Annotated in this window: 21 protein-coding genes and 1 riboswitch; of the genes, 9 read left to right on the top strand and 12 right to left on the bottom strand. The window is 60.8% G+C overall.

What is annotated here, in order from left to right; all coding sequences use genetic code 11:
• Positions 1 to 208: 208 nt before the first annotated feature.
• The gene (locus tag DBR46_RS26385) at positions 209 to 2,464 is read left to right on the top strand and encodes an Orn/Lys/Arg decarboxylase N-terminal domain-containing protein (RefSeq protein ID WP_124528787.1); all 2,256 of its coding nucleotides are present in this window, start codon (positions 209 to 211) and stop codon (positions 2,462 to 2,464) included.
• Positions 2,465 to 2,472: 8 nt separating this feature from the next.
• Positions 2,473 to 3,054, top strand: a complete 582-nt coding sequence (locus DBR46_RS26380; RefSeq protein WP_256659398.1) for a GNAT family N-acetyltransferase — start codon at positions 2,473 to 2,475, stop codon at positions 3,052 to 3,054.
• Here DBR46_RS26380 and DBR46_RS26375 read toward each other — a convergent pair.
• Positions 3,051 to 3,944, bottom strand: a complete 894-nt coding sequence (locus tag DBR46_RS26375) for a LysR substrate-binding domain-containing protein (protein ID WP_124528785.1) — start codon at positions 3,942 to 3,944, stop codon at positions 3,051 to 3,053. The genes DBR46_RS26380 and DBR46_RS26375 overlap by 4 nt on opposite strands.
• A gap of 109 nt (positions 3,945 to 4,053) precedes the next feature.
• On the opposite strand from DBR46_RS26375, the gene DBR46_RS26370 reads away from it, so the two are divergent.
• A complete protein-coding gene (locus DBR46_RS26370) occupies positions 4,054 to 4,398 on the top strand; it encodes a hypothetical protein (protein ID WP_124528783.1) in 345 nt (114 codons plus the stop codon).
• A 61-nt stretch (positions 4,399 to 4,459) separates the two neighbouring features.
• Here DBR46_RS26370 and DBR46_RS26365 read toward each other — a convergent pair whose 3' ends face one another.
• On the bottom strand, positions 4,460 to 4,696 hold the full coding sequence (locus DBR46_RS26365; protein WP_124528781.1) for a hypothetical protein: 237 nt from the start codon (positions 4,694 to 4,696) through the stop codon (positions 4,460 to 4,462).
• 218 nt (positions 4,697 to 4,914) lie between these two features.
• On the opposite strand from DBR46_RS26365, the gene DBR46_RS26360 reads away from it, so the two are divergent.
• Positions 4,915 to 5,472 (top strand): NADPH-dependent FMN reductase, encoded by a 558-nt coding sequence (locus tag DBR46_RS26360; RefSeq protein WP_124528779.1) that lies wholly within the window; start codon positions 4,915 to 4,917, stop codon positions 5,470 to 5,472.
• 115 nt (positions 5,473 to 5,587) lie between these two features.
• On the opposite strand, the gene poxB is transcribed toward DBR46_RS26360, so the two are convergent.
• Both poxB and DBR46_RS26350 read right to left on the bottom strand, forming a co-directional pair.
• Positions 5,588 to 7,312: a ubiquinone-dependent pyruvate dehydrogenase gene (poxB, locus tag DBR46_RS26355; protein WP_124528777.1), complete on the bottom strand. Its 1,725-nt coding sequence runs from the start codon at positions 7,310 to 7,312 to the stop codon at positions 5,588 to 5,590.
• Between the two features lie 77 nt (positions 7,313 to 7,389).
• Positions 7,390 to 8,622, bottom strand: coding sequence for an NADH:flavin oxidoreductase/NADH oxidase family protein (locus DBR46_RS26350; RefSeq protein ID WP_124528775.1), 1,233 nt, complete (start codon positions 8,620 to 8,622; stop codon positions 7,390 to 7,392).
• A gap of 72 nt (positions 8,623 to 8,694) precedes the next feature.
• On the opposite strand from DBR46_RS26350, the gene DBR46_RS26345 reads away from it, so the two are divergent.
• On the top strand, positions 8,695 to 9,099 hold the full coding sequence (locus DBR46_RS26345) for a MerR family transcriptional regulator (protein ID WP_124528773.1): 405 nt from the start codon (positions 8,695 to 8,697) through the stop codon (positions 9,097 to 9,099).
• A 41-nt stretch (positions 9,100 to 9,140) separates the two neighbouring features.
• On the opposite strand, the gene DBR46_RS26340 is transcribed toward DBR46_RS26345, so the two are convergent.
• Positions 9,141 to 9,635, bottom strand: coding sequence for a DUF934 domain-containing protein (locus DBR46_RS26340; protein ID WP_124528771.1), 495 nt, complete (start codon positions 9,633 to 9,635; stop codon positions 9,141 to 9,143).
• Positions 9,619 to 11,277 (bottom strand): nitrite/sulfite reductase, encoded by a 1,659-nt coding sequence (locus tag DBR46_RS26335; protein WP_124528769.1) that lies wholly within the window; start codon positions 11,275 to 11,277, stop codon positions 9,619 to 9,621. Before DBR46_RS26335 ends, DBR46_RS26340 begins: the two co-directional genes overlap by 17 nt.
• 423 nt (positions 11,278 to 11,700) lie before the next feature.
• Here DBR46_RS26335 and DBR46_RS26330 point away from each other — a divergent pair, with 423 nt between their 5' ends.
• Positions 11,701 to 12,768 (top strand): ABC transporter substrate-binding protein, encoded by a 1,068-nt coding sequence (locus tag DBR46_RS26330; RefSeq protein ID WP_124528767.1) that lies wholly within the window; start codon positions 11,701 to 11,703, stop codon positions 12,766 to 12,768.
• Here DBR46_RS26330 and DBR46_RS26325 read toward each other — a convergent pair.
• Positions 12,765 to 12,983, bottom strand: coding sequence for a DUF2970 domain-containing protein (locus DBR46_RS26325; RefSeq protein ID WP_017738587.1), 219 nt, complete (start codon positions 12,981 to 12,983; stop codon positions 12,765 to 12,767). The two genes, DBR46_RS26330 and DBR46_RS26325, sit on opposite strands and share 4 nt — an antisense overlap.
• 154 nt (positions 12,984 to 13,137) lie before the next feature.
• On the bottom strand, positions 13,138 to 16,848 hold the full coding sequence (gene metH, locus DBR46_RS26320) for a methionine synthase (RefSeq protein WP_124528765.1): 3,711 nt from the start codon (positions 16,846 to 16,848) through the stop codon (positions 13,138 to 13,140).
• 167 nt (positions 16,849 to 17,015) lie between these two features.
• On the opposite strand from metH, the gene DBR46_RS26315 reads away from it, so the two are divergent.
• From DBR46_RS26315 to nfuA, 3 genes are all read left to right on the top strand, one after another.
• Positions 17,016 to 19,307, top strand: a complete 2,292-nt coding sequence (locus DBR46_RS26315; RefSeq protein ID WP_124528763.1) for a fatty acid cis/trans isomerase — start codon at positions 17,016 to 17,018, stop codon at positions 19,305 to 19,307.
• 86 nt (positions 19,308 to 19,393) lie between these two features.
• Positions 19,394 to 20,419, top strand: a complete 1,026-nt coding sequence (locus tag DBR46_RS26310; protein WP_124528789.1) for an acyltransferase — start codon at positions 19,394 to 19,396, stop codon at positions 20,417 to 20,419.
• Positions 20,420 to 20,478: 59 nt separating this feature from the next.
• Complete coding sequence (nfuA, locus tag DBR46_RS26305) at positions 20,479 to 21,063, top strand: Fe-S biogenesis protein NfuA (RefSeq protein ID WP_003190728.1); 585 nt, start codon at positions 20,479 to 20,481, stop codon at positions 21,061 to 21,063.
• Positions 21,064 to 21,272: 209 nt separating this feature from the next.
• On the opposite strand, the gene cobM is transcribed toward nfuA, so the two are convergent.
• The 4 genes from cobM to DBR46_RS26285 form a co-directional block, all read right to left on the bottom strand.
• Entirely contained in the window at positions 21,273 to 22,019 is a 747-nt protein-coding gene (gene cobM / locus DBR46_RS26300; protein WP_124528761.1) for a precorrin-4 C(11)-methyltransferase, read from the bottom strand.
• 70 nt (positions 22,020 to 22,089) lie between these two features.
• Positions 22,090 to 22,482: a cobalamin biosynthesis protein gene (locus DBR46_RS26295; RefSeq protein ID WP_124528759.1), complete on the bottom strand. Its 393-nt coding sequence runs from the start codon at positions 22,480 to 22,482 to the stop codon at positions 22,090 to 22,092.
• Entirely contained in the window at positions 22,479 to 23,183 is a 705-nt protein-coding gene (locus tag DBR46_RS26290; protein ID WP_124528757.1) for a CbtA family protein, read from the bottom strand. Before DBR46_RS26290 ends, DBR46_RS26295 begins: the two co-directional genes overlap by 4 nt.
• Before the next feature lie 11 nt (positions 23,184 to 23,194).
• Positions 23,195 to 23,383, bottom strand: a complete 189-nt coding sequence (locus tag DBR46_RS26285; protein WP_012723860.1) for a CbtB-domain containing protein — start codon at positions 23,381 to 23,383, stop codon at positions 23,195 to 23,197.
• Positions 23,384 to 23,479: 96 nt separating this feature from the next.
• Positions 23,480 to 23,683, bottom strand: a riboswitch (cobalamin riboswitch).
• Positions 23,684 to 23,807: the final 124 nt, after the last annotated feature.

Below are 23,807 nucleotides of genomic sequence, written 5' to 3'. Positions count from 1 at the left end.
GCGGTTAAAAATGTGGGAGCGGGCTTGCTCGCGAAAGCGGTGTATCAGCCGATACATGTATTGACTGACCCACCGCATTCGCGAGCAAGCCCGCTCCCACACAAGCCCGCTCCCATATTTGATCGGCAGTGGCTTCGAAATCTTCATTCGCTACATCCGCTTCCAGCTTCTACCCTTGAGTGCATAGCCCTCAGGACTACAAGCACTCATGTACAAAGACCTGAAGTTCCCAGTGCTTATCGTGCATCGAGACATCAAGGCCGACACCGTCGCCGGTGACCGGGTTCGCGGCATCGCCCGAGAGTTGGAACAAGAAGGCTTCAGTATTTTTTCCGCAGTGGACTACGCCGAAGGTCGACTAGTGGCGTCCACCCATCATGGCCTGGCGTGCATGCTGATCGCCGCCGAAGGCGCCGGCGAGAACACCCACCTGCTGCAAAACATGGTCGAGCTGATCCGCCTCGCTCGGCTGCGGGCGCCCAACCTGCCGATCTTTGCCCTGGGCGAGCAAGTTACCCTGGAAAACGCGCCAGCCGATGCCATGAGCGAGCTCAACCAGCTGCGCGGCATTCTCTATCTGTTCGAAGACACCGTACCGTTTCTCGCCCGGCAAGTGGCCCGCGCTGCCCGCGCTTACCTGGACGGCCTGCTGCCGCCATTCTTCAAGGCGCTGGTACAACATACCGCCGACTCCAACTACTCCTGGCACACCCCCGGCCATGGCGGTGGCGTGGCTTATCGCAAAAGCCCGGTGGGGCAGGCGTTTCATCAGTTCTTCGGGGAAAACACGCTACGCTCGGACTTGTCGGTGTCCGTGCCGGAACTGGGCTCGCTGCTGGACCACACTGGGCCGCTGGCTGAAGCGGAAGCCCGCGCCGCGCGCAACTTCGGCGCCGACCACACGTTCTTCGTGATCAACGGCACGTCCACCGCGAACAAGATCGTCTGGCACTCCATGGTCGGGCGCGACGATCTGGTGCTGGTGGACCGCAACTGCCACAAGTCAGTGCTGCATTCGATCATCATGACTGGCGCGATCCCGCTGTACCTGTGCCCGGAGCGCAACGAGCTGGGGATCATCGGCCCGATTCCCCTGGGCGAGTTCAGCCCGGAATCAATCCGCGCCAAGATCGACGCCAGCCCGCTGACCCGTGGCCGGCCGCCGAAGGTGAAGATGGCGGTGGTGACCAATTCCACCTACGACGGGCTGTGCTACAACGCCGAACTGATCAAGCAGCAATTGGGCAACAGTGTCGAGGTGCTGCACTTTGATGAAGCCTGGTACGCCTACGCGGCGTTTCACGAGTTCTTCGCCGGGCGCTACGGCATGGGCACCTCGCGCACGCCGGACAGTCCGCTGGTGTTCACCACGCACTCCACGCACAAGCTGCTCGCGGCTTTCAGCCAGGCGTCGATGATTCACGTGCAGGACGGTGGCGCGCGCCAACTGGACCGCGACCGTTTCAACGAAGCGTTCATGATGCATATCTCCACCTCGCCGCAGTACAGCATCATCGCCTCGCTCGACGTGGCCTCGGCCATGATGGAAGGCCCGGCCGGGCGCTCGCTGTTGCAGGAAATGTTCGATGAGGCCCTGAGTTTCCGCCGTGCCCTGGCGAATCTGCGCCAGCATATCGCTGCCGAAGACTGGTGGTTCTCGATCTGGCAGCCGCCCTCCGTCGCGGGTATCGACCGCGTAGCGACGACGGACTGGTTGTTGCACCCCGAGGATGATTGGCACGGCTTTGGTGACGTTGCCGAGGATTATGTCCTGCTCGACCCAATCAAGGTCACGCTGGTGATGCCCGGCCTGAATGCGGGTGGAGCGCTTAGCGATTGCGGGATTCCGGCGGCGGTGGTCAGCAAGTTCCTCTGGGAGCGCGGGCTGGTGGTGGAGAAAACCGGGCTGTATTCCTTCCTCGTGCTGTTTTCCATGGGCATCACCAAAGGCAAATGGAGCACCTTGCTCACCGAGCTGCTGGAATTCAAACGCAGCTACGACGCCAATGTGAGCCTCGCCATTTGCTTGCCATCGGTCTACGCCCAAGGCGCCGTGCGCTACCAGAGCCTGGGGTTGCGCGACCTGTGCAACCAATTGCACAGCTGCTATCGCAGCAACGCCACGGCCAAACACCTCAAGCGCATGTACACCGTGTTGCCGGAAATCGCGATGAAGCCGGCGGACGCCTACGACCAATTGGTGAGGGGCGAAGTGGAGGCGGTTTCCATTGATGCCTTGCCAGGACGCATCGCAGCGGTAATGCTGGTGCCTTACCCGCCGGGCATTCCGCTGATCATGCCAGGGGAGCGCTTTACCGAGTCGACGCGCTCGATCATCGACTACCTGGCGTTTGCCCGGACGTTCGATAGCAGTTTCCCCGGTTTTGTCGCGGATGTTCACGGGTTGCAACACGAAGACGACGGCAGTGGTCGTTGTTACACCGTCGATTGCATCAAGGGTTAAGGATGTTTATGCAAGCTGTAATGAACCCGAAGTATCCAGGGCTCAGTGTGCGGGTCGCCGACGAGGGCTTCGATGCCTACGTGTGGGGCAATGACTTCAGTTTTGAGGTCAGCGCCTATGGCGTACCGGAGATGGACGTGCGGGTCGATCAGTGGGCGGTGGAGCGCATCCTGCCGTACCGCAAGTGTTATGGCATCGACCCGGAAGAGTTCGCCAGTTTCCGCGATGCGCCCGACAGCGCGATCTTCATGGCCTACCTCGACGATCAAGCGGTGGGCCACATCGTGGTCAGCACCAACTGGAATGGTTTTGCTCATGTCGATGAGTTGGCGGTGGCGTTGCCCGCACGGCGTCATGGTGTGGCGAAGGCGCTGCTGGATGTGGCGCAATTCTGGAGTCGCAAGAAAAACCTGCCGGGCATGATGCTCGAAACCCAGAACAACAACCTCGGCGCCTGCCGCCTGTACGAGCGTTGCGGCTACGTGATGGGCGGCATCGACCACCTGCGCTATCGCGGTATTGATCCGCAGACCCGTGAGGTGGCGATCTTCTGGTATCGGCTGTTCAAGAGCGAAGCCGCCAAGCCTTAACCCGCCAACAGGTCTTGTGTCTTCTGCGTGACAATCTCCAGCAAGGCATTCAGTGCTGGGGTTGCCGCGGCGTCCTTGAGGGTCAGCGCATACAGGTTGACCAGGATCGGCGGAGACAGCGGGCACGCATCCAGCCCGGCGTCCCGTGCGCCAAAGGCGGTGAACGGATCGACAATCGCCAAGCCTTCGCCGGCTTCTACCATGCTGCGCATCATCTGGTAGGTCTGCACGCGGGTCTGCACCACCGGTAGCGGGCGCAAGGCTTGCAGCTTGGCGTCCAGCAAGCGGCTCAGCGGGTCTTGGCCCTCCAGGCCGATCATCGCCTGCCCGGCCAGGTCGGCCAGCGCAATGTACTTCTGCTTGGGCTTGAGCCAGCCGTGGGGCGCGAGCAATTGCAGTTTGCCCTGGGCCAGCACGGTGCTCTGAATTTGTGGGTGTTCCGGGTCATGCAGGCTCAGGCCGACCTCGGCCTCATGCAACAGCAGGCTCCTGACGATCTCGCGGGTCGGCTGGCTGGACAGGTTGCAGGGTGTGTCCTGGAAGCGTCGGCGCAGCACCGCAATGCTTTGTGGCAGCAGTTGATTGGCCAGCGGCGGGGTGCACAAGGCGCGCAGGGGCGAGGCGTGATGGTGTTTCAAGCGGCTGGCCAGGCGTTGTACCGGTTCCAGTGCTTCGTACACATGGGCGATGCTGGCTTGCAGCTCCAGGGTTTCCCGCGTGGCCTGCAAGCGCCCGCGCACGCTGGCGAACAGCATGAAGCCCAGTTGCTGCTCGGCGTCCTTGAGCGCGGCATCCACATCGCCCACGGGGAGTTGCAACCATTCGGCGGCCGTGCCGAGGTGTCCGGTCTGCAAGATGGCCTGAATCACTTCGATATGACGTAAACGCATCGGCGGAGTCTATGTGCAGCGCGCCGGGGATTCAATAGAATGGCTGCGCTGATCAACAACGACCAAAGCCGGCTCCCGGCACTTACAACAAAAACAGGTCTGGTCCCATATGCCTCTACCCTCGATATTCTTCGGGGTAACGGCCAAGCAACTCCTGGTCCTGGTGACCGTGGGGTGCGTGGCTGCTTATCTCTTCGACCTTCATGACGACACCACGCCGGACAATCTGGCACTTGAAGCATTTGTCCGCTCGCAGGAGCAGGTGACCGAGCAGGTGGGCGCTGTGCTGGAGATTGCGTTGGTCAGGCAGGTGGTCGCGCACCCCAGCAGTAACGCAGCGGGCTACAAGCGTTCGTTGTATGCCGTAGAGGGTGAGCGGGGGAAGGTGTTGGTTGCGCTGAAGGAGGTCGAGGGTGAGCAGGGGATAGAGGTCACGCAGATCCGCCGCCCGTGATCACCCCAACCCAGTCAACGCCACGCATGGCCAGGACTGAGCGGGTAGACAGGGCGCGGTCTTATGAAGCGAGGGTCGTTTCCGATTCGCGCACAATGATGATGCCCGACTGAATCAATTTGAATTCATCGCCTTCCAGCTTTTCTACACGGTCGCCAATGGCCAGCTTGTAGGTGGTGGTAGGCGCCGAGCCAGTCACATCGCCTTGCGCCGGGTTGGATTCCTGGAACTCATGCACCGAATACACACGTCCCTCTGCGTCTCTGGCATGAAACTGTCCGACTAGTACTGCTGCCATCTGTTTAGAACCTCTGGAGATAATCACTCGATTTGCGGTTCTGTAGACCGTCATGGAGCGGTGTAGTTTACCTACGTGAAAAAAATACTATTCTCTGTTGTTTTTAGAATATTCCTACAAGGCAAAGTCCTTGGGGGGATTCTCAAAACCTTCTGGTGAACATGCCGCGAAGACTCTATAACTACAGGTTCCTTTAGTCAGACGTCGGGAAAACCTCCATGAGCAAGGTCTACACGATTGCCGTCCTGGTTGGCAGCTTGAGAAAAGAGTCGATCAACCGCAAGGTCGCCCTGGCCTTGGCCGCACTGGCCCCTGCCAACCTTAGGTTGAACATCGTCGAAATTGGCGATTTGCCGCTCTACAACGAAGACATTGACGGCGCGACACCGCCGGCAGCCTACAGTACTTTCCGCCAGCAGGTGAGTTCATCCGACGCGGTGTTGTTCGTCACCCCGGAATACAACCGCTCCGTGCCGGCACCGTTGAAGAATGCGATTGATGTGGGCTCGCGCCCCTATGGCAAAAGTGCCTGGAGTGGCAAGCCGGGAGCGATCATCAGCGTATCGCCGGGCGCCATCGGTGGCTTTGGTGCCAACCATCATCTGCGCCAGTCCCTGGTGTTCCTTGATGTGCCGTGCATGCAGCAGCCGGAAGCCTACCTGGGCGGTGCGGGGAGTGTTTTTGACGAATCGGGCACGGTTTCGGAGAAGACCCAGCCGTTCTTGCAGGCGTTTATCGATGCCTATGGCCAGTGGGTCGCCAAGCAAAAAGCCTGACTTGGTAATGAGATCAAAATGTGGGAGCGGGCTTGCTCGCGAATGCAATCTGTCAGTTGATAAATACACCGACTGACACACCGCATTCGCGAGCAAGCCCGCTCCCACATTAGGTTTAGCGTAGCCAGTTGGTCCGTGCCAGCTCAATGACCTCATCGCCACGCCCGCTCATGACCGCCTTGAGCATATACAGGCTGAATCCCTTGGCCTGCTCCAGCTTGATGCTCGGCGGCATCACCAGTTCCTGAGTCGCAGTGACCACATCCACCAACACCGGCCCATCATGTTCCAGGGCACGGCGTAGTGCAGGCTCCAGGTCTTCGGACTGCTCCACGCGAATCCCCAGGATGCCCATGGCGTTGGACATGGCGGCAAAGTCCGGGTTTTTCAGCTCGGTGCCGGCGTCCAGGTAACCTGCGGCTTTCATCTCCATGGCCACAAACCCCAGTGACGAGTTATCGAAGACGATAACTTTTACCGGCAATTTCAACTGCGCCAACGAGATGAAATCCCCCATCAGCATGGCAAAGCCACCGTCGCCAGACATCGAGATCACCTGGCGCCCGGGAAATGCGGCCTGCGCCCCGATGGCCTGGGGCATGGCGTTGGCCATGGAGCCGTGGTTGAACGAGCCGATCAGCCGGCGCTTGCCATTCATCTTCAGGTAGCGCGCCGCCCATACGGTGGGCGAGCCCACATCAGCGGTAAAGATCGCATCATCGTCCGCCAACTCACTGAGCAACCGCGCCACGTACTGCGGGTGGATCGGCCGGTTGGCCTTTGAGGGCTGCGCAAGGTCATCCAAGCCCTGGCGGGCTTTCTCATAGTGCTTGAGCGAGGTGTCAAGAAAGCTGCGATCTGCCTTGCGCGTCAGGCGCGGCAGCAGGGCGGCGATGGTTTCACTCACGTCGGCGGCAATGCCCAGGTCCAGCGTGGCGCGACGCCCCAATGCTTGCGGGTTGCGGTCGATCTGGATGATCTGTGCATCGGTGGGGTAGAACTGGCGGTAGGGAAAGTCAGTGCCTAGCATGATCAACGTGTCGCAATCGAGCATGGCGTGGTACCCGGAACTGAAGCCGATCAGGCCGGTCATGCCCACATCGAACGGATTGTCCCATTCCACGTGTTCCTTGCCGCGCAATGCGTGCACCACGGGCGCGCCCAAGGCATCGGCCAGGGCAACGACTTGGTCATGGGCACCGGCGCAACCGCTGCCGCAGAGCAGGGTGACTTTTTGGCTGTGTTCAAGGAGGTCGGAGAGGCGTTGCAGATCCTGTTCCGCCGGCAAGGTGCGCGGGGTGTGCAGGGCAGGCCAGGGCTTGAGTTTGCTCTCCACTTCCATCAACGACACATCCCCTGGAATCACCACCACCGCCACCCCGCGATTGAGGATCGCCGCGCGCATGGCGCGGTGCAGCACCTGGGGCATTTGCTCGGGGTTGCTCACCAGTTCGACGAAGTGGCTGCACTCCTTGAACAATTCCTGGGGATGGGTTTCCTGAAAGTAATTGAGGCCGATCTCCGTGGACGGAATCTGCGCCGCAATCGCCAGCACCGGCACATGGTTGCGATGGCAGTCGAACAGGCCGTTGATCAAGTGCAGGTTGCCTGGCCCGCAACTGCCGGCGCACACGGTCAGTTCACCGGTGGCAGCGGCTTCGGCACCGGCGGCGAATGCGGCGACTTCCTCGTGGCGCACGTGCATCCACTCGATGCTGTCCATGGTGCGCAAGGCGTCGGTGAGGCCGTTGAGGCTGTCGCCGGTCAGGCCCCAGATGCGCTTGATGCCCGCCTGTTCAAGGGTGGTCGCCAACTGTTGGGCCAGGTTGATTTTCGCCATGAAGAACTCCAATCGTCAGTGAGGTTAAAAACTGCTGATCAATAGGGGACAGTTCGATCATGGCGAGTGCTCCGCCCTTATTGTGAAGATTGCGTCATGGCGGCGCGGTACTGGCGGGTACGCCGGGCGATAAACCACTGGTCGCGTACCAGCGCCATGCACGGCGCGACCTTGGCCTTGGGCTGGTGCCCGCGGCTGAGGCGATGCATCTGGTAGCGCACCACCGCGAGAATGGCGAGAGACGCCAGGGGCTTGCGCTTCCAGTCGATCGGCTTGAGCTGTGGGTTGGGATCGCGCCCCTCACGCCAGTGCTTGATCAACTGCGGTTCCAAGGTCAGCGCGGTGGCGATCCCGGCCATGGCGATGCCGCTGTCGAGCACTTGCTGCACGATCGGCAGGCGGCGGATGCCACCGGTGACCATCACTGGCATCTGGGCGATGTTGGCCAGCTCCGTGGCCATCTCCAGGAAATACGCTTCGCGGGCCAGGGTGCGGCCGTCCCGTGCTTCGCCCTGCATGGCTGGCGCTTCATAGCTGCCACCGGACAACTCCAGCAGATCAATGGCAAGCGGGTTGAGCATCTCGACCACGGCGCGGGCATCGGCTTCTGCAAAACCGCCACGCTGGAAGTCTGCCGAGTTGAGTTTGACCGCCACGCAAAATGACGGGCTGACGCTGGCGCGTACGGCGTGGATCACTTCCAGCAGCAGGCGCGCACGGTTCTCCAGCGGGCCACCCCAGCGGTCGGTGCGTTGGTTGCTCAGCGGCGAAAGGAACTGGCTCAACAGGTAGCCGTGGGCGCCGTGGATTTGCACACCGGTAAACCCGGCTTTCTCGGCCAGGCGGGCGCTGGTGGCAAAACGCTGGATCACCTCCTGGATGTCGTCTTCGGTCATGGCCTTGGGCTTGGCGAACATCTTTGAGAAGCCACCCAGGTCGAGGGCCACGGCGGAAGGCGCCACGGCTTGCTGGCGCAGATTGGCCGGGGTCTGACGCCCAGGATGGCTGAGTTGCACCCAGAAGTGCACGTCTTTGTCCCGTGCCACATCGGCCCATTCGCGAAAACTGTCCAGCTGTTGCTCGTCCTCCAGCGCGACACCGCCGGGGCCGGTCATGGCGCGACGGTCGATCATCACGTTGCCGGTGATCAGCAAGCCTGGCTTACCCTCGGCCCACGCCTTGTAGAGCTGCTTCAACTCGCGGGACGGTGCCTGATTGCCATCGGCCATGTTTTCTTCCATCGCGGCTTTGGCGATGCGGTTCGAGATGACTTGGCCATTGGGCAGTTGCAAGGCTTCAAAGGGTGACATGGGTTGACTCCTGAGCGGGGGAGGCCTCAGGCTAAGCTTGAAGTTAACTTTAATGTCAAGCAGGCGATGGCGATGAATATTGGCGAACTGGCAAAACAGAGCGGACTGGCAGCGTCACGCATCCGGTTTTATGAAGCCGAGGGCTTGATCAGCCAGGTGGGGCGCCAGTCCAATGGCTATCGGCGTTACTCGGCAGAGGCGTTGCAGACGTTGCAACTGATCCAGAGTGCGCAACAGGCCGGTTTTACCTTGCAGGAGCTCAAGGCGTTGATGCCGGCACCGGGTGAACACAAGCGCGAGGAGTTGATCGAGGCACTGGAGCGCAAGGTGGGGCAGATCGAAGCGATGCAGGCGCAATTGGCCCACAGCAAAGCGCAGTTATTGGGGGTGATCGAGGCGGTGCGGGCGCAGCCGGAAGGTGTGCCGTGCTCCATGGGGCAGAAGCAGGTGCTGGCGTCGATCAAACTCAACGAATAAAAAAAGCCCTGGCATGCCAGGGCTTTTTCATGCGCTAAAACTCAGCGGCGACGGAACAGCGGCAGCGGCTCATCCGTTGCGGCCTGGTACGTCACCGAGAAGTCCTTGAGGCTTTCCAGTGCTTCGTACGGGTCTTTGTCGGCGCGCAAGGCGAAGGCATCGAACCCGCAGCGGCGCAGGTAGAACAGCTGGTCGCGCAAGATATCGCCAATGGCGCGCAGTTCGCCTTTGTAACCATAACGGTCACGCAGCAGGCGCGCGTTGGAGTAGTTGCGCCCGTCGGTGAAGGCCGGAAAATTCAGCGCGATGACTTGGAAATGTTCCACGTCGGCGCCGATCTCTTCGGCTTCTTCATCAGCGTCCAGCCACACACCCAGGCCGCCGTCGCGGGCCTTGAGTGCATGGCCGTGCTCGCGCCACAGGGCCAACGGCACGATCAGGTCGTCGCAGTTGGAAATGCCGTCGAAGCTCGCGTCCTTGGGCAACAGGTGCCAGGTTTCGTCGAGGACTTCGTTGTTCTTAATGATTCGCTGCATAGACGCGCTCCTTGAACAGGTCGATGCCGATGCGCTGGTAGGTGTCGATGAAACGCTCATCTTCGGTGCGCTGTTCGATGTACACATCGATCAGTTTGCCGATCACCTCGGGCATGGCTTCCTGGGCGAAGGATGGGCCAAGGATCTTGCCCAGGCTCGCATCACGGCTGGCGCTGCCACCCAGGGACACTTGGTAGAATTCTTCGCCTTTCTTGTCCACGCCCAGGATGCCGATGTGGCCAACGTGGTGGTGACCACAGGCGTTCATGCAACCGGAGATGTTCAGGTCCAGCTCGCCGATGTCGAACAGGTAGTCCAGGTCGTCGAAACGACGCTGGATCGATTCGGCAATCGGGATCGACTTGGCGTTGGCCAGGGAGCAGAAATCGCCACCCGGGCAGCAGATGATATCGGTCAGCAAGCCGATGTTCGGCGTGGCGAAACCGCCTTCGCGCAGTTCGCCCCACAGGGTGAACAGTTGGCTTTGCTCAACGTCCGCGAGAATGATGTTCTGCTCGTGGGAGGTGCGCAGTTGGCCATAGCTGTAGCGGTCGGCCAGGTCGGCGACGGCGTCCAGCTGCTTGTCAGTGATGTCGCCCGGGGCAACACCGGTCGGTTTCAGCGACAGGGTCACCGCGACGTAGCCTGGCTTCTTGTGCGCCAGGGTGTTGCGACCACGCCAGCGGGCGAAACCTGGGTGTTCCAGATCAAGGGCCGCAAGCTCGGCGTCCTGATTGCTCAGGGCCTTGTATTCAGGGTCGACGAAGTGCTTGGCAACACGATGTACTTCGGCTTCGGTCAGAGTGGTCTGGCCGCCGCGCAGGTGTTCCATCTCGGCATCGACTTTCTGGGCGAACACCTCAGGGGTCAACGCTTTTACCAGGATCTTGATCCGGGCCTTGTACTTGTTGTCACGACGGCCGTAGCGGTTGTAGACCCGCAGGATGGCGTCGAGGTAGCTCAGCAGGTCCTGCCATGGCAGGAACTCGTTGATGAACGCGCCGACCACCGGCGTACGGCCCAGGCCGCCACCCACCAATACGCGGAAACCCAACTCGCCCGCAGCGTTGTGCACCGGCTCCAGGCCGATATCGTGTACTTCGATGGCGGCGCGGTCCGAGGTCGAGCCATTGATGGCGATCTTGAACTTGCGCGGCAGGTAGGCGAATTCCGGGTGGAAGGTAGTCCATTGACGGACGATTTCACACCAGGGGCGCGGGTCGATCAGTTCGTCAGCGGCAACGCCGGCGAATTGGTCGGTGGTCACGTTGCGCAGGCAGTTACCGCTGGTCTGAATGGCGTGCATCTGCACAGTCGCCAGTTCAGCCAGGATATCCGGCACGTCTTCCAGCGCCGGCCAGTTGAACTGTACGTTCTGGCGCGTGCTGATGTGCGCGTAGCCTTTGTCGAAGTCACGGGCAATCTTGCCCATCATGCGCATCTGACGCGAGGTCAGTTGGCCATACGGCACGGCTACCCGCAGCATCGGCGCAAAGCGCTGAACATAAAGGCCATTTTGCAGGCGCAGAGGGCGGAACTCTTCTTCGCTCAGTTCACCTGCTAGGTAGCGTCGGGTCTGATCACGGAACTGCTTGACGCGGTCCTCGATGATGCGCTGATCGTATTCGTCGTATACGTACATATAGGTCCTGTTCTCGGCAAATCTGCGCGCACGGCCGCGCACTCCCAACGGAGCCGGCGCACGATACCAGTTTGCGTTTATGCGCAAAAGTGATGTTTGAGTATATGCAAATAACCAAATCGACTAATGAGAACTGTTATCGCTATACCCACATTTGTCATGCGGGCAATCTTGATCTTTACTGTGGTCGAGTCTTAGTGCAGTCACCTAATAAAACCGATAAGAGGCGATGCGATGAGCAATTCAACCAAAGCCCGTAAACCCGACAGTACCGTTGATGCCTGGGCCATTCTGTTTCTGATTATCCTCGTGGTGGGCACCGCCGTGTTCTGGGTGAGTCACCAATAAACGACGTTGATTGAGCCTCGATTGAGCCGCTAATTGCCACTATCATGGCGGTCACTGCTCAAGGCTTGAATGACGATGTTGAAGGTTCTGATTACATGCGTGTGGTTGTTGGGGGCGGCGTACGGGGCTGTGGCTCATGCGACGTCTGTGGTGTTTCTCAACCCGGGCCTGTCAACGGAAACCTTCTGGGTCAGTTACACGCAATTCATGCAGGCCGCGGCCAAGGACCTCGGCCTGGATTTGCGTGTGCGCTATACCGAGCGTGATCCCCAGAACTACTTGGTCCAGGCCAGGGAAGTGCTGCAAGGCACTGCGCGGCCCGATTACCTGGTGCTGGTGAACGAGCAATACGTGGCGCCGCAGATTTTGCGGATGGCCCAGGGCAGTGGGGTCAAGTTGTTGATTGTGAACAGCCTGCCAACCCCCGACCAGGTACAGATGCTCAATGGGGGTAACGCCGCGCAATGGATCGGCAGCCTGGTGCCCAACGACGAAGACGCGGGTTACCTGATGCTCACTGACCTGCTGCGCCAGCACGGTCCGGTTGCCCCGGGGCAGTTCCTCGACCTGTTGGCGTTTTCCGGCGTCAAGAACACCCCATCTGCCCAGTTGCGCGAACAGGGCTTGCGCCGTGCGTTGGCGCAGCATCCGCACGTGCGTCTGCGCCAGTTGGTCTACGGTGAGTGGGCGCGTGAGCGCGCGTTCGAGCAAGCGACGCAGTTGTTCAAGCGCTACCCACAGACGGCGCTGGTGTGGTCGGCCAACGACCAAATGGCCCTAGGCGCAATGCAGGCGCTGCAAGGCAGCGGGCGAACGCCGGGCAAGGACGTGCTATTCAGCGCGATCAACAGTTCGCCGCAGATATTGCAGGCGCGCCTCGACGGGCGGTTGAGCACGTTGGTGGCCGGGCATTTCACCTTGGGTGGCTGGGCGATGGTGTTGATCAGCGATGATGCCGCGGGCGTGGATTTGGCCGCGCACGGCGGGCGTGACCGCCAGGCTGCGCTGTTCCAGCTGATTGATGGCGCCCAGGCGCAACGTTTGCTGGGGCCGCTGCCGGCGGTGAACTTCCGCGCACTGTCGGCCAAAGGCAAGCCGGCGTCCTACCGCTACCCGTTCAACCTGCAACTGCTGCTGCGCTAAATCCCTGCGAGGTGCAGCACCAACTTGACGATACCGAACAGCGTCAAGGCAAACACCGCCGTGAACAGGATGCCCAGGATCACAAAGTGGCTGGGCTTGCCGTGGGTAAAGTCGCGGGCGCGGTTCTTGCCGCTCTGTACGCCAAAGGCTGCCGCCATGACGCTGTGGAGCATCTGCCAGAAGGTTGGGGGCTTGTTGTTGACTGGATCGTCCATACATCCTCCGCTGCAAAGAGCCTGAGGACAGCATAGACGCTGCATGATTGTGGCGAGGGAGCTTGCTCCCGCTGGAGTGCGCAGCGCTCCCAAAATCGTGGGGCCGCTACGCAGCCCAGCGGGAGCAAGCTCCCTCGCCACAAGTGTCCTGCTGTCAGTTGTCGTAACCCAGGTTTGGCGCCAGCCAGCGCTCGGTCACGCTCAAGTCCTGGCCTTTACGCGCTGTGTAGCTCGCCACCTGGTCCTTGTCGATCTTGCCCACGGCAAAGTACTGCGCCTGCGGGTGCGCAAAGTACCAGCCGCTGACCGCCGCCGCCGGGAACATCGCGTAGTGTTCGGTGAGGAACACGCCGCTGCGGCCGGCCTGCATTTCGCGGGCTTCGGGGTCGAGCAGTTGGAACAACTGGGCCTTCTCGGTGTGGTCCGGGCAGGCCGGGTAGCCTGGGGCAGGGCGGATGCCACTGTACTGCTCCTTGATCAGCGCCTCGTTGTCCAGTTGCTCGTCCTTGGCGTAACCCCAATAGTCTTTACGCACCTGCTGGTGCAGCCATTCGGCGCAGGCTTCGGCCAGGCGGTCGGCCAGGGCCTTGACCATGATCGAGTTGTAGTCATCGCCAGCGTCCTGATAGGCCTTGGCCACTTCCTCGGCGCCGATACCGGCGGTGGTGATAAAACCACCCACGTAGTCGGTCACGCCGCTGTCTTTTGGCGCGACGAAGTCGGCCAGGGAGAAGTTCGGCTTGCCGTCGGTCTTGATGATCTGCTGGCGCAGGTGATGCAGGGTCGCCAGGGGCTTGCCATCATCGCCGTAGACTTCCAGGTCATCGTCGCGCACTTGGTTGGTTGGCCAGAAGCCGAACACCGCACGGGCACTGATAAGCTTTTCGTCGATCAGCTTCTTGAGCATTTCCTGGGCATCGGCGTACAGCGCGGTGGCGGCTTCACCTACCACTTCATCGGTAAGGATACGTGGGAATTTGCCCGCCAGGTCCCAGGAAATAAAGAACGGCGTCCAGTCGATGTACTCGGCCAGAACATTCAGGTCGATATTGTCCAGCACCTTGGCGCCGGTAAAGGTCGGTACGACCGGGCTGTAGGTGCTCCAGTCGAACTGCGGCTTCTTGGCGCTGGCGGCCGCGTAGCTCAGGCGCTCGGTGCGGGCGCTGCGGTTGGAGGTGCGCTCGCGCACTTCCACATACTCTTCGCGGGTACGTTCGACGAAGCCGGCCTTCAGCTCTTTGGACAGCAATTGCGTCGCTACGCCCACGGCACGGGAGGCGTCGGTAACGTACACCACCGCATCATTGCTGTACTTGGGTTCGATCTTCACCGCTGTGTGGGCCTTGGAGGTGGTCGCGCCGCCGATCATCAGCGGCAGGTGGAAGTCCTGGCGCTGCATCTCGCGGGCCACGTGCACCATTTCGTCCAGGGACGGCGTGATCAGGCCCGACAGTCCGATAATGTCGCACTTCTGTTCCTTGGCCACCTGCAGGATTTTTTCCGCCGGCACCATCACGCCCAGGTCGACGATGTCATAGCCGTTGCAACCCAGCACCACGCCGACGATGTTCTTGCCGATGTCATGCACGTCGCCCTTCACGGTGGCCATCAGGATCTTGCCCTTGGCCTCGGGCTTGTCACCTTTTTCCAGCTCGATGAAGGGGATCAAGTGGGCCACGGCCTGCTTCATCACGCGGGCAGATTTCACCACTTGGGGCAGGAACATTTTGCCGGCGCCAAACAGGTCGCCGACGATGTTCATGCCGGACATCAGCGGCCCTTCGATCACTTCGATCGGGCGCGCGAATGACTGCCGCGATTCCTCGGTGTCTTCGACGATATGGGTGGTGATGCCCTTGACCAGCGCGTGCTCCAGGCGCTTGTTGACTTCCCAGCCGCGCCATTCCTCGGTCTCGGCTTCTTTTACGCTGCCGTCGCCCTTGTACTTGTCGGCGATGGCGAGGAGGGCGTCGGTGCCTTCCGGCGTGCGGTTGAGCACCACGTCTTCCACGGCGTCACGCAGCTCGGCCGGGATTTGGTCGTAGATCTCCAGTTGGCCGGCGTTGACGATACCCATGGTCAGGCCATTGCGGATCGCATGCAGCAGGAACACCGAGTGGATCGCCTCACGCACCGGGTTGTTGCCCCGGAACGAGAACGACACGTTGGACACGCCACCGGAGGTCAGCGCGTACGGCAGCTCGTCGCGGATATAGGCGCAGGCGTTGATGAAGTCGACGGCGTAGTTGTTGTGTTCTTCGATACCGGTGGCGACTGCGAAAATGTTCGGGTCGAAGATGATGTCTTCCGGCGGGAAGCCCACTTCATTCACCAGGATGTCGTAGGAGCGTTTGCAGATCTCTTTCTTGCGCGCTTCGGTGTCGGCCTGGCCGGCTTCGTCGAAGGCCATCACCACCACCGCCGCGCCATAGCGTTTGCACAACTTGGCGTGGTGGATGAACTGCTCGACGCCTTCTTTCATGCTGATGGAGTTGACGATGCCCTTGCCCTGGATGCACTTCAGGCCGGCCTCGATCACTTCCCACTTGGAGGAGTCGATCATGATCGGCACGCGGGAGATGTCCGGCTCGCCGGCGATCAGATTGAGGAAGGTCACCATGGCCTTCTTCGAATCCAGCATGCCCTCGTCCATGTTGATGTCGATCACCTGGGCGCCGGCTTCCACCTGCTGCAGGGCGACTTCCAGGGCTTCGGTGTAGTTGTCTTCACGGATCAGGCGGGCAAACTTGGCCGAGCCGGTGATGTTCGTACGTTCGCCGACGTTGACGAACAACGAGCTGCGATCAATGGTGAACGGCTCCAGGCCCGACAGGCGGCAAGCCTTGGGAATGTCCGGGATCGGGCGCGGCGCATAACCGGCCACGGCCTTGGCGATGGCCTCGATGTGCCCCGGCGTGGTGCCGCAGCAGCCGCCGACGATATTGAGGAAGCCGCTCTGGGCGAATTCTTCGATGACCTTGGCGGTTTCCGACGGCAGTTCGTCGTACTCGCCGAATTCGTTGGGCAGGCCGGCGTTCGGGTGCGCCGACACATGGGTGTTGGCTTTGTTCGACAACTCTTCCAGGTACGGCCGCAGCTCGCTGGCGCCCAGGGCGCAGTTCAGGCCCACGGAAATCGGCTTGGCGTGGGCGACGGAGTTCCAGAACGCTTCGGTGGTCTGGCCCGACAGGGTGCGGCCGGAGGCGTCGGTGATGGTGCCGGAGATCATGATCGGCAGTTCGATAGCCAGTTCTTCGAACACGCCCTGCACGGCGAAGATCGCCGCCTTGGCGTTGAGGGTGTCGAAGATGGTTTCGATCAGGATCAGGTCGGCGCCACCTTCGATCAGGCCTTTGGTGGCCTCGGTGTAGTTTTCCACCAGTTCATCGAAGGTCACGTTGCGGTAACCGGGGTTGTTCACGTCTGGCGACAGCGAGCAGGTGCGGCTGGTCGGGCCGAGCACGCCGGCGACGAAGCGCGGCTTGTCCGGGTTTTCGGCGGTCTTGGCGTCGGCGATCTTGCGTGCCAGGCGTGCGCCTTCTACGTTGAGTTCGTAGGCCAGTTCTTCCATGCCGTAGTCGGCCATGGAGATGCGCGTGGCGTTGAAGGTGTTGGTTTCGAGGATGTCGGCACCGGCATCCAGGTAGGCTTTTTCGATGCCACCGATCACGTCGGGACGGGTGAGCACCAACAGGTCGTTGTTACCCTTGACGTCGCTTGGCCAGTCGGCGAAGCGTTTGCCACGGTAGTCTTGTTCTTCCAGTTTGTAGCTCTGGATCATCGTGCCCATACCACCGTCGAGGATCAGGATACGTTCCTTGAGGGCTTGATGAAGGGCTTGCAGACGAACGCTACGATCGGACATGGGACTACTCTAGGTCAGGCATTACGGAGGGCGTGAATCATAGCAAACCTGTGCCGATTTAGAGCATGTGCAGGTTTTGCATGAATATCGTTCATGTTGCTTGGGGGTGTGGCCCGGTAGAATCAGCGGCAATTTTTCAGCGCACGCATTGAATCGGGACCGGGTACATGTCATTTCGTCTTATCGTCAGCGCCGTCCTGGCCTTGATCGCCAGCACCACCCAGGCCGCAGCTCCCGCCCCGGCGCTTTCCTACACCCGCGATGTGCAGCCGATCTTCACCGAGAAGTGTGTGGCGTGCCACGCCTGCTACGACTCCGCCTGCCAGCTCAACCTGGGCAGTGCTGAGGGCGCGGCCCGTGGCGCGAGTAAAATGCCGGTGTACGACGGTGAGCGCAGCCAGGCCACGCCGACCACCCGTTTGTTCTATGACGTATTTGGCAAGGCTGCCTGGCAGCAAAAAGGCTTCTATTCGGTGCTGGACGCCCAGGGCAGCCAGGCGGCGCTGATGGCGCGCATGCTGGAGTTGGGCCACAACGCGCCGTTGCAACCCAACGCCAAGTTGCCCGAAGAGATCGTGCTGGGGCTCAATCGCGAAAACATGTGCGCCACGCCCGGCGAGTTCAATGCCTACGCCGGTGCCCATCCCAGGGAAGGCATGCCGTTGGCCGTTACCGGCCTGACCGACCAGCAATATCAAACATTGCAGCGCTGGCTCGCGTCCGGCGCGCCGATTGACGAACAAGGCCTGGCCCCAAGCGCCAAGGAAGCCCTGCAAGTGCAGCAGTGGGAAAACCTGCTCAACCAGCCCGGCGCCCGGGAAAGCCTGGTGGCGCGCTGGTTGTTCGAGCACCTGTTCCTGGCGCACATCTATTTTGAAAACGGTGAACCGGGGCACTTCTTCCAATGGGTGCGTTCGCGTACGCCCAGTGGCCAGCCGATCGACCTGATCGCCACCCGTCGTCCGAATGATGACCCGGGCACCCGCGTGTATTACCGCCTGTGGCCGGTGCAGGGCGTGATCGTGCATAAAACCCACATCACGTACCCGTTCAGTGCCGAGAAAATGGCGCGAATCAAAGAACTGTTCTACGCCGGCAACTGGCAAGTCAACGCCTTGCCGGGTTATGGCCCGGGCCGTCGCGCCAACCCGTTCGAAACCTTTGAAGCGATCCCGGCCAAGGCGCGTTACCAGTTCATGCTGGATAACGCCGAATACTTCGTGCGCACCTTTATCCGCGGGCCGGTGTGCCGTGGCCAGATCGCCACGGATGTGATCCGTGACAACTTCTGGACCCTGTTCCAGGACCCCGACCACGACCTCTACATCACCGATGCGCGTTATCGCGGTCAGGCCACGCCCTTGCTGGCCATGCCGGGGCAGAACGATGATGTGGGCAGTGTGCTGAGCCTGTGGCTGGCCTACCGTGACAAGCGCAACGAATACGAGGCCTTGCGCCGCGACAGCTACGCCGATCTGCCGCCGCCCAGCTGGTCGAGCCTGTGGGCCGGCAATGACAATGCCTTGCTGAGCATCTTCCGCCACTTTGACAGCGCCTCGGTGAACAAGGGCTTGATTGGCGAAGTCCCGCAAACCCTGTGGCTGTTCGACTACCCGCTGCTGGAGCGCACCTATTACCAGTTGGCGGTGAATTTCGATGTGTTCGGCAACGTCTCGCACCAGGCCCAGACGCGGTTGTATTTCGACCTGATTCGCAACGGTGCCGAGCAGAACTTCCTGCGCCTGATGCCGGCCAACTCCCGTGATGATTTCCTCGATGACTGGTACCAGAACAGCGGCAAGATCAAGCTGTGGCTGGACTACGAAGCCATTGACGACGACAAGCCCACCGGCCTGCACTTGGACGCCAAGGACCCGAAACGCGACTTCGCCAACCAGTTGCTGGCCCGCTACGGTGACCTCGATGCCAGCCCGGACCCGATCAACCGCTGCACCGGCGCCTTCTGTTCGCGTGATGGTATCGACCCGGCATTGCAAGACGCCGAGCAAGCACTGAGCCGCCTGACGTCGCGCCCGGCGGCGGGCCTCAAGGTCATCGACCAACTGCCCGAAGCGACGATGCTGCGGGTCGAAACCGCCAGCGGCAAACGTGTGGTCTACAGCATGCTGCGCAACCGCGCCCACAGTAACGTGGCGTTCCTGCTGGGTGAGGCCTATCGCTATCAGCCCGGCCTCGATACGGTGACCATCTATCCTGGCGTGCTGAGCAGCTACCCGAACTTCATGTTCAACATCCCGGCGCAGGAGGTGCCCGAGTTCGTCGCTGAAATGGAGCGGGCCAAGGATGCCAAGCGTTTTGAAAAAATCGTCGACCGTTGGGGCGTACGCCGCAGTCATCCGTTGTTCTGGCAGTACTTCCACGATTTATCGCAGTACATCCGCGAAACCACGCCGGTGGAAGAGGGCGTATTGGACATGAACCGCTACGAGAACCTATAACTAGGACTGTGATCCGGTCATCTCTCTAAGCGGGCGCTGAAGCAGTCGGATATCTACCTCGCGGGATTGGAAAAGGTAAACCGATGATGTTGATTTCAGTGCAGGCGCTTCGGGCATTGGCGGCCTGGGTGGTGGTAGGGCACCACTTCATCCAGCTGTTTTTCAATTTCGAGGTGGATACGCCAGTTGCGTACCTGTTTGCCGACAAAGGCGGCATTGGCGTGGATGTATTCTTTGTTATCAGCGGGCTGGTGATCTTCCTTGCGACCGCAGACAAAGCGCTGACCCCATGGCGTTTTTTGCTCATGCGCCTGGCGCGGATAGTCCCGGCGTATTGGTTCTATACGCTGCTTCTGGCCCTTCTGGTGGTGGCGCTGCCCTCGATGATTCCAGAGATTCAGCTCGAACCGAGCCACATACTCATGTCGATGCTGTTTATCCCGGCTGAAAACCCAGGGGGCTACGGCGTCTATCCGCTGCTCGACGTGGGGTGGTCCCTGAACTTCGAGATGCTGTTTTATGCGCTGTTCGCCGTTGCCCTGTTGGTACGTGGGTCCTATCGGTTGTGGGTGATGGCACTGCTGCTGTATCTCGTGTGTTACATCGTCGCTCCTGCCCTGGACTTCGCGGATGGTTTTTACAGAAATGACATGGTTTTTGAGTTTCTGATGGGCATCGTGATTGGCATGCTGTATCGCCGCGGTCTGTGCCGGGCCCCGGCATGGTTGCCTTTGCTGGGCATCGCAGGTGCACTGGCGGCGATCTGGCACGGAGCGGATGTACCGCGCGCGTTGGAGTGGGGAGTGCCAAGCGCGGTGTTGGTCATCAGTTGTGTGACGCTGGAGCCTTACTTCAAAGGTGCGCGTTTTTTGAAGGCGCTTGGGGATTGTTCCTATTCCGTGTATCTACTCCACGTGCTGGTGCTGTGCGCTGGGCGGTGGGTCGTTCAGCGCACGGGCATGGACCCCTATGTGATCCTGCCTTTTTGCCTCCTGGTGACGGCGTTTGGCGCATTTTTGAGCTACGAGTGGCTGGAAAAGGGCACGTATCGCAGGCTTAAACACTGGCTTGGCCTTGATGGGCCGACAGTCCTTTCCCGACAAAAATACTAGGACTTTGTACCTGCGTAATATTTTGGCGTAAACTGCCGGCAAGCCTGTGAGGAGTTTCCATGACTGCCATAACCATTACCGACGCCGCCCACGATTACCTGGCTGACCTGCTGTCCAAGCAGAACACCCCGGGTATCGGCATCCGCGTCTTTATCACCCAGCCTGGCACTCAGTACGCCGAGACGTGCATTGCCTACTGCAAGCCGGGGGAAGAAAAACCTGAAGACACCGCGCTGGGGCTGAAAAGCTTCACCGCCTACATCGACGCCTTCAGCGAAGCCTTCCTTGATGACGCCGTCGTTGACTACGCCACCGATCGCATGGGCGGCCAGTTGACCATCAAGGCGCCCAACGCCAAGGTGCCAAACGTCAACGCCGACAGCCCGGTGAACGAGCGCATCAACTACTACCTGCAAACCGAGATCAACCCAGGTTTGGCCAGCCACGGCGGCCAGGTCAGCCTGATCGACGTTGTGGACGACGGCATCGCCGTGCTCAAGTTCGGTGGCGGCTGCCAGGGTTGCGGCCAGGCGGACGTGACCCTGCGCGAAGGCATCGAGCGCACCCTGCTGGAACGTATTCCAGAACTCAAGGGTGTACGTGACGTGACCGACCACACGCAGAAAGAAAACGCCTACTACTGAGTAAGGCGTTCACTGCGAAGAAAAAAACGGCGTCCCGTGAGCGCCGTTTTTTTATGCTTAAAATTCAATGCCTTGCACGGTTTTTCTAATGAGTGGCTTTAAGTGTGGGAGCGGGCTTGCTCGCGAATGCGGTGGGTCAGTCGACATCTTTATCAACTGACAGACTGTATTCGCGAGCAAGCCCGCTCCCACATTTTGACCGCATTCCTTCAGGGGCGGTAGAGGTGTGCGTGGCCTGCGCGGTACAGCGACGATTCGCTGAAACTGTCACTGGCCAACACCCGGCCCACCACGATCAACGCCGTACGCCGAAACCCTTTGGCCGCTACCTTCCCGGCAATATCATTCAAGGTCCCAACCGCCCAGTCCTGATCCGGCCACGTCGCCCGATGCACCACGGCAATCGGGCAATCCGCGCCATAGTGCGGCAGTAGTTCAGCGACGATTTTCTCCAGATGGTTGACCCCCAGGTGAATCGCCATGGTCGTACCGTGCCTGGCCAGGCTGGCGAAATCCTCACCGGCTGGCATGCTGGTTTTGTCGGCATAGCGGGTGAGGATCACGCTCTGGGCGATGTCCGGCAGGGTCAATTCCGCTTCCAGCAGCGCCGCGCAGGCTGCAACAGCAGTGACGCCAGGGATGATCTGGAAGGGGATGCCCAATTCGCGCAAATGGCGGATCTGTTCGCCAATCGCCCCGTAAAGGCTCGGATCACCGGAATGCACGCGTGCCACGTCCTGGCCGTTTGCATGGGCCGCCTTGATCAAATCGATGATCTGTTCCAGGTGCAGTTCGGCACTGTTGACCAGGGTTTCTGCCTGATGGCCTTCCAGTACCGCCGCAGGCACCAGCGAGCCGGCATAGATGATCACCGGGCAACTGCGGATCAGCCGCTGGCCTTTGACGGTGATCAATTCCGGGTCGCCGGGGCCTGCGCCGATGAAGTAGACGGTCATGGGAAATTCCTGTTGAAAAGCGGGCGAGCATGAAGAACGCTCATGATCGAGAAGGCCGATTATCGGGTTTTTAGCCGGCGCACGCCAAGGCAAAGGTGGCCTGGGCGGTTTTTTTGCGGGTGATCAGCAGGCGGGCAGGGCCGCCAGCGAGGTGTTCCGCCACGGCCAGCGCGGCACTTTCAGCGATGCCGTAACAGCCGGTATGGGCGAAGGCCACGACGGATTTATGGCTCAAACGGTCAGCATAAAGCGCCAACTGCGCAGCGTTGAAGCAGTGCAGCGGCAGTTTCAACGCTGCAGCCAGGGCCAGCAATCCGGGTTCATCGCTTTTGCGATCGATGCTCGCCAACGCGGTAATGCGGTGACGCTCGATACCGCCCTCGGCGAGGGCGGATTCAAGCAGGTCCAGCAGGGTGTGAACCTCACAACCCCGCTGGCAACCCAGGCCGACCACCAGGGTCATGCCGAGTATTGATCGCCGCGGTTGCGACGGAACAGCCAGGCGCTGATCAGGCCCAGCGCCAGCCAGAAGGCGACGTTGGTCAACTGCGAAGCGATCTTGAACTGCGCTTCCAGGGCTTCGGGTGCGAGCATCGAATGCACTTCCGGTTGTGGTGCGCCAATCACATGGGGCACTACCAGGATCGCTGCGCCCAGCGCTTTAAGCAGCCAGTTGCGCCCAAATACGATCAGCGCGATACCGGCCGCGGTGGATGCAGCGGTACCGATCCACCAGGTCTGGCGTAGCGCGAGATCAGCGGCAGCCGTGCCTGGCAACTCAGGTGGCAGGCCCAGGGTCGGCGCGAGCACGAAGGTTGCGTAACCGGCCAAACCCCACAGCAGCCCTTGGGCGGTGCGGGTCGGTGCACGCAAGGTGTACAGGCCGGCCAGCATCAGCGCAAAACCGACCGCCACCACCAGGTTGCCACCGGTGGTGGACAGTACGCGCTGCCAGCCGTCTTCCGGCTCCCAGGCTTCGGCGTCATGGGTGTGGGCGGCAGCGCCAGCGGCGTGTTCATGCATCACTTCGGTGGCGTCCGGGGCTTTTTCGAAGGTTTCCGCCTGCAAAATCAGCGGGGCGACCCAGAAGCTTTGCAGCAGGGTCAGCAGCAGGGCGGCCGCAAGGCCGGTGAAACCTGCGGTTTGCGCAATACGCTTGATCATGTCGGCAGGTCTCAGTGGCACGGGAACGCGGCGCTGTGGCGGGTATCGTGGGCGGCGTTGTGCACGGCCTCGATATGGGAGAAGCCGGCGAAATATACCAGGCACGCGCCGAGGATCGACGCACCGATGGCGGCGGTCAGGCGTTGGCTCAGGGTAGAGGTGCTGCTGGCGGAGTGCGAGGTGCTGCTGATGATCGACATGGCGCGTCCCTTTCAGGTGTCAGGGTGAAGCGAGCGCATGAAAACCCCGCGAGCCAGGCACGCAAGGTTCTGAACAGCGCCCGCCCACCGCGGGTTTGTTATCTGATTTTTTCGGGCCGGTCTCCGGGCTTGCGAGGGGCTCAATGCCTGAAAACGTCGCCTTCCCATGCCGTCTGGCACAGTGGATATGACGTTTCGCTCGCTTACCGTTGCGGGGGCAGCACCGGACTGGTCATATCGCTATGACGCACCGGTTTCCCGTTTCACCCTTTGCAGGGCACCCGAAACAAGATGTGTAGGAGAGCATGGGGGTGGGAGGGGAGTCAATTGGGATGTGGGTTTTGGTGGTTTTTGGTGGTGGTGGTGGTGGTGGTGTACATATCCGTTATTTAGGTAACGGCCACTTATGGTTCCGCCCTTACGG

This window comes from Pseudomonas sp. KBW05 (genome assembly GCF_003852405.1).
Lineage (GTDB): Bacteria > Pseudomonadota > Gammaproteobacteria > Pseudomonadales > Pseudomonadaceae > Aquipseudomonas.
The sequence above is the reverse complement of the archived record's forward strand: the minus strand, read 5'-3'. Positions and strand labels throughout refer to the sequence as shown.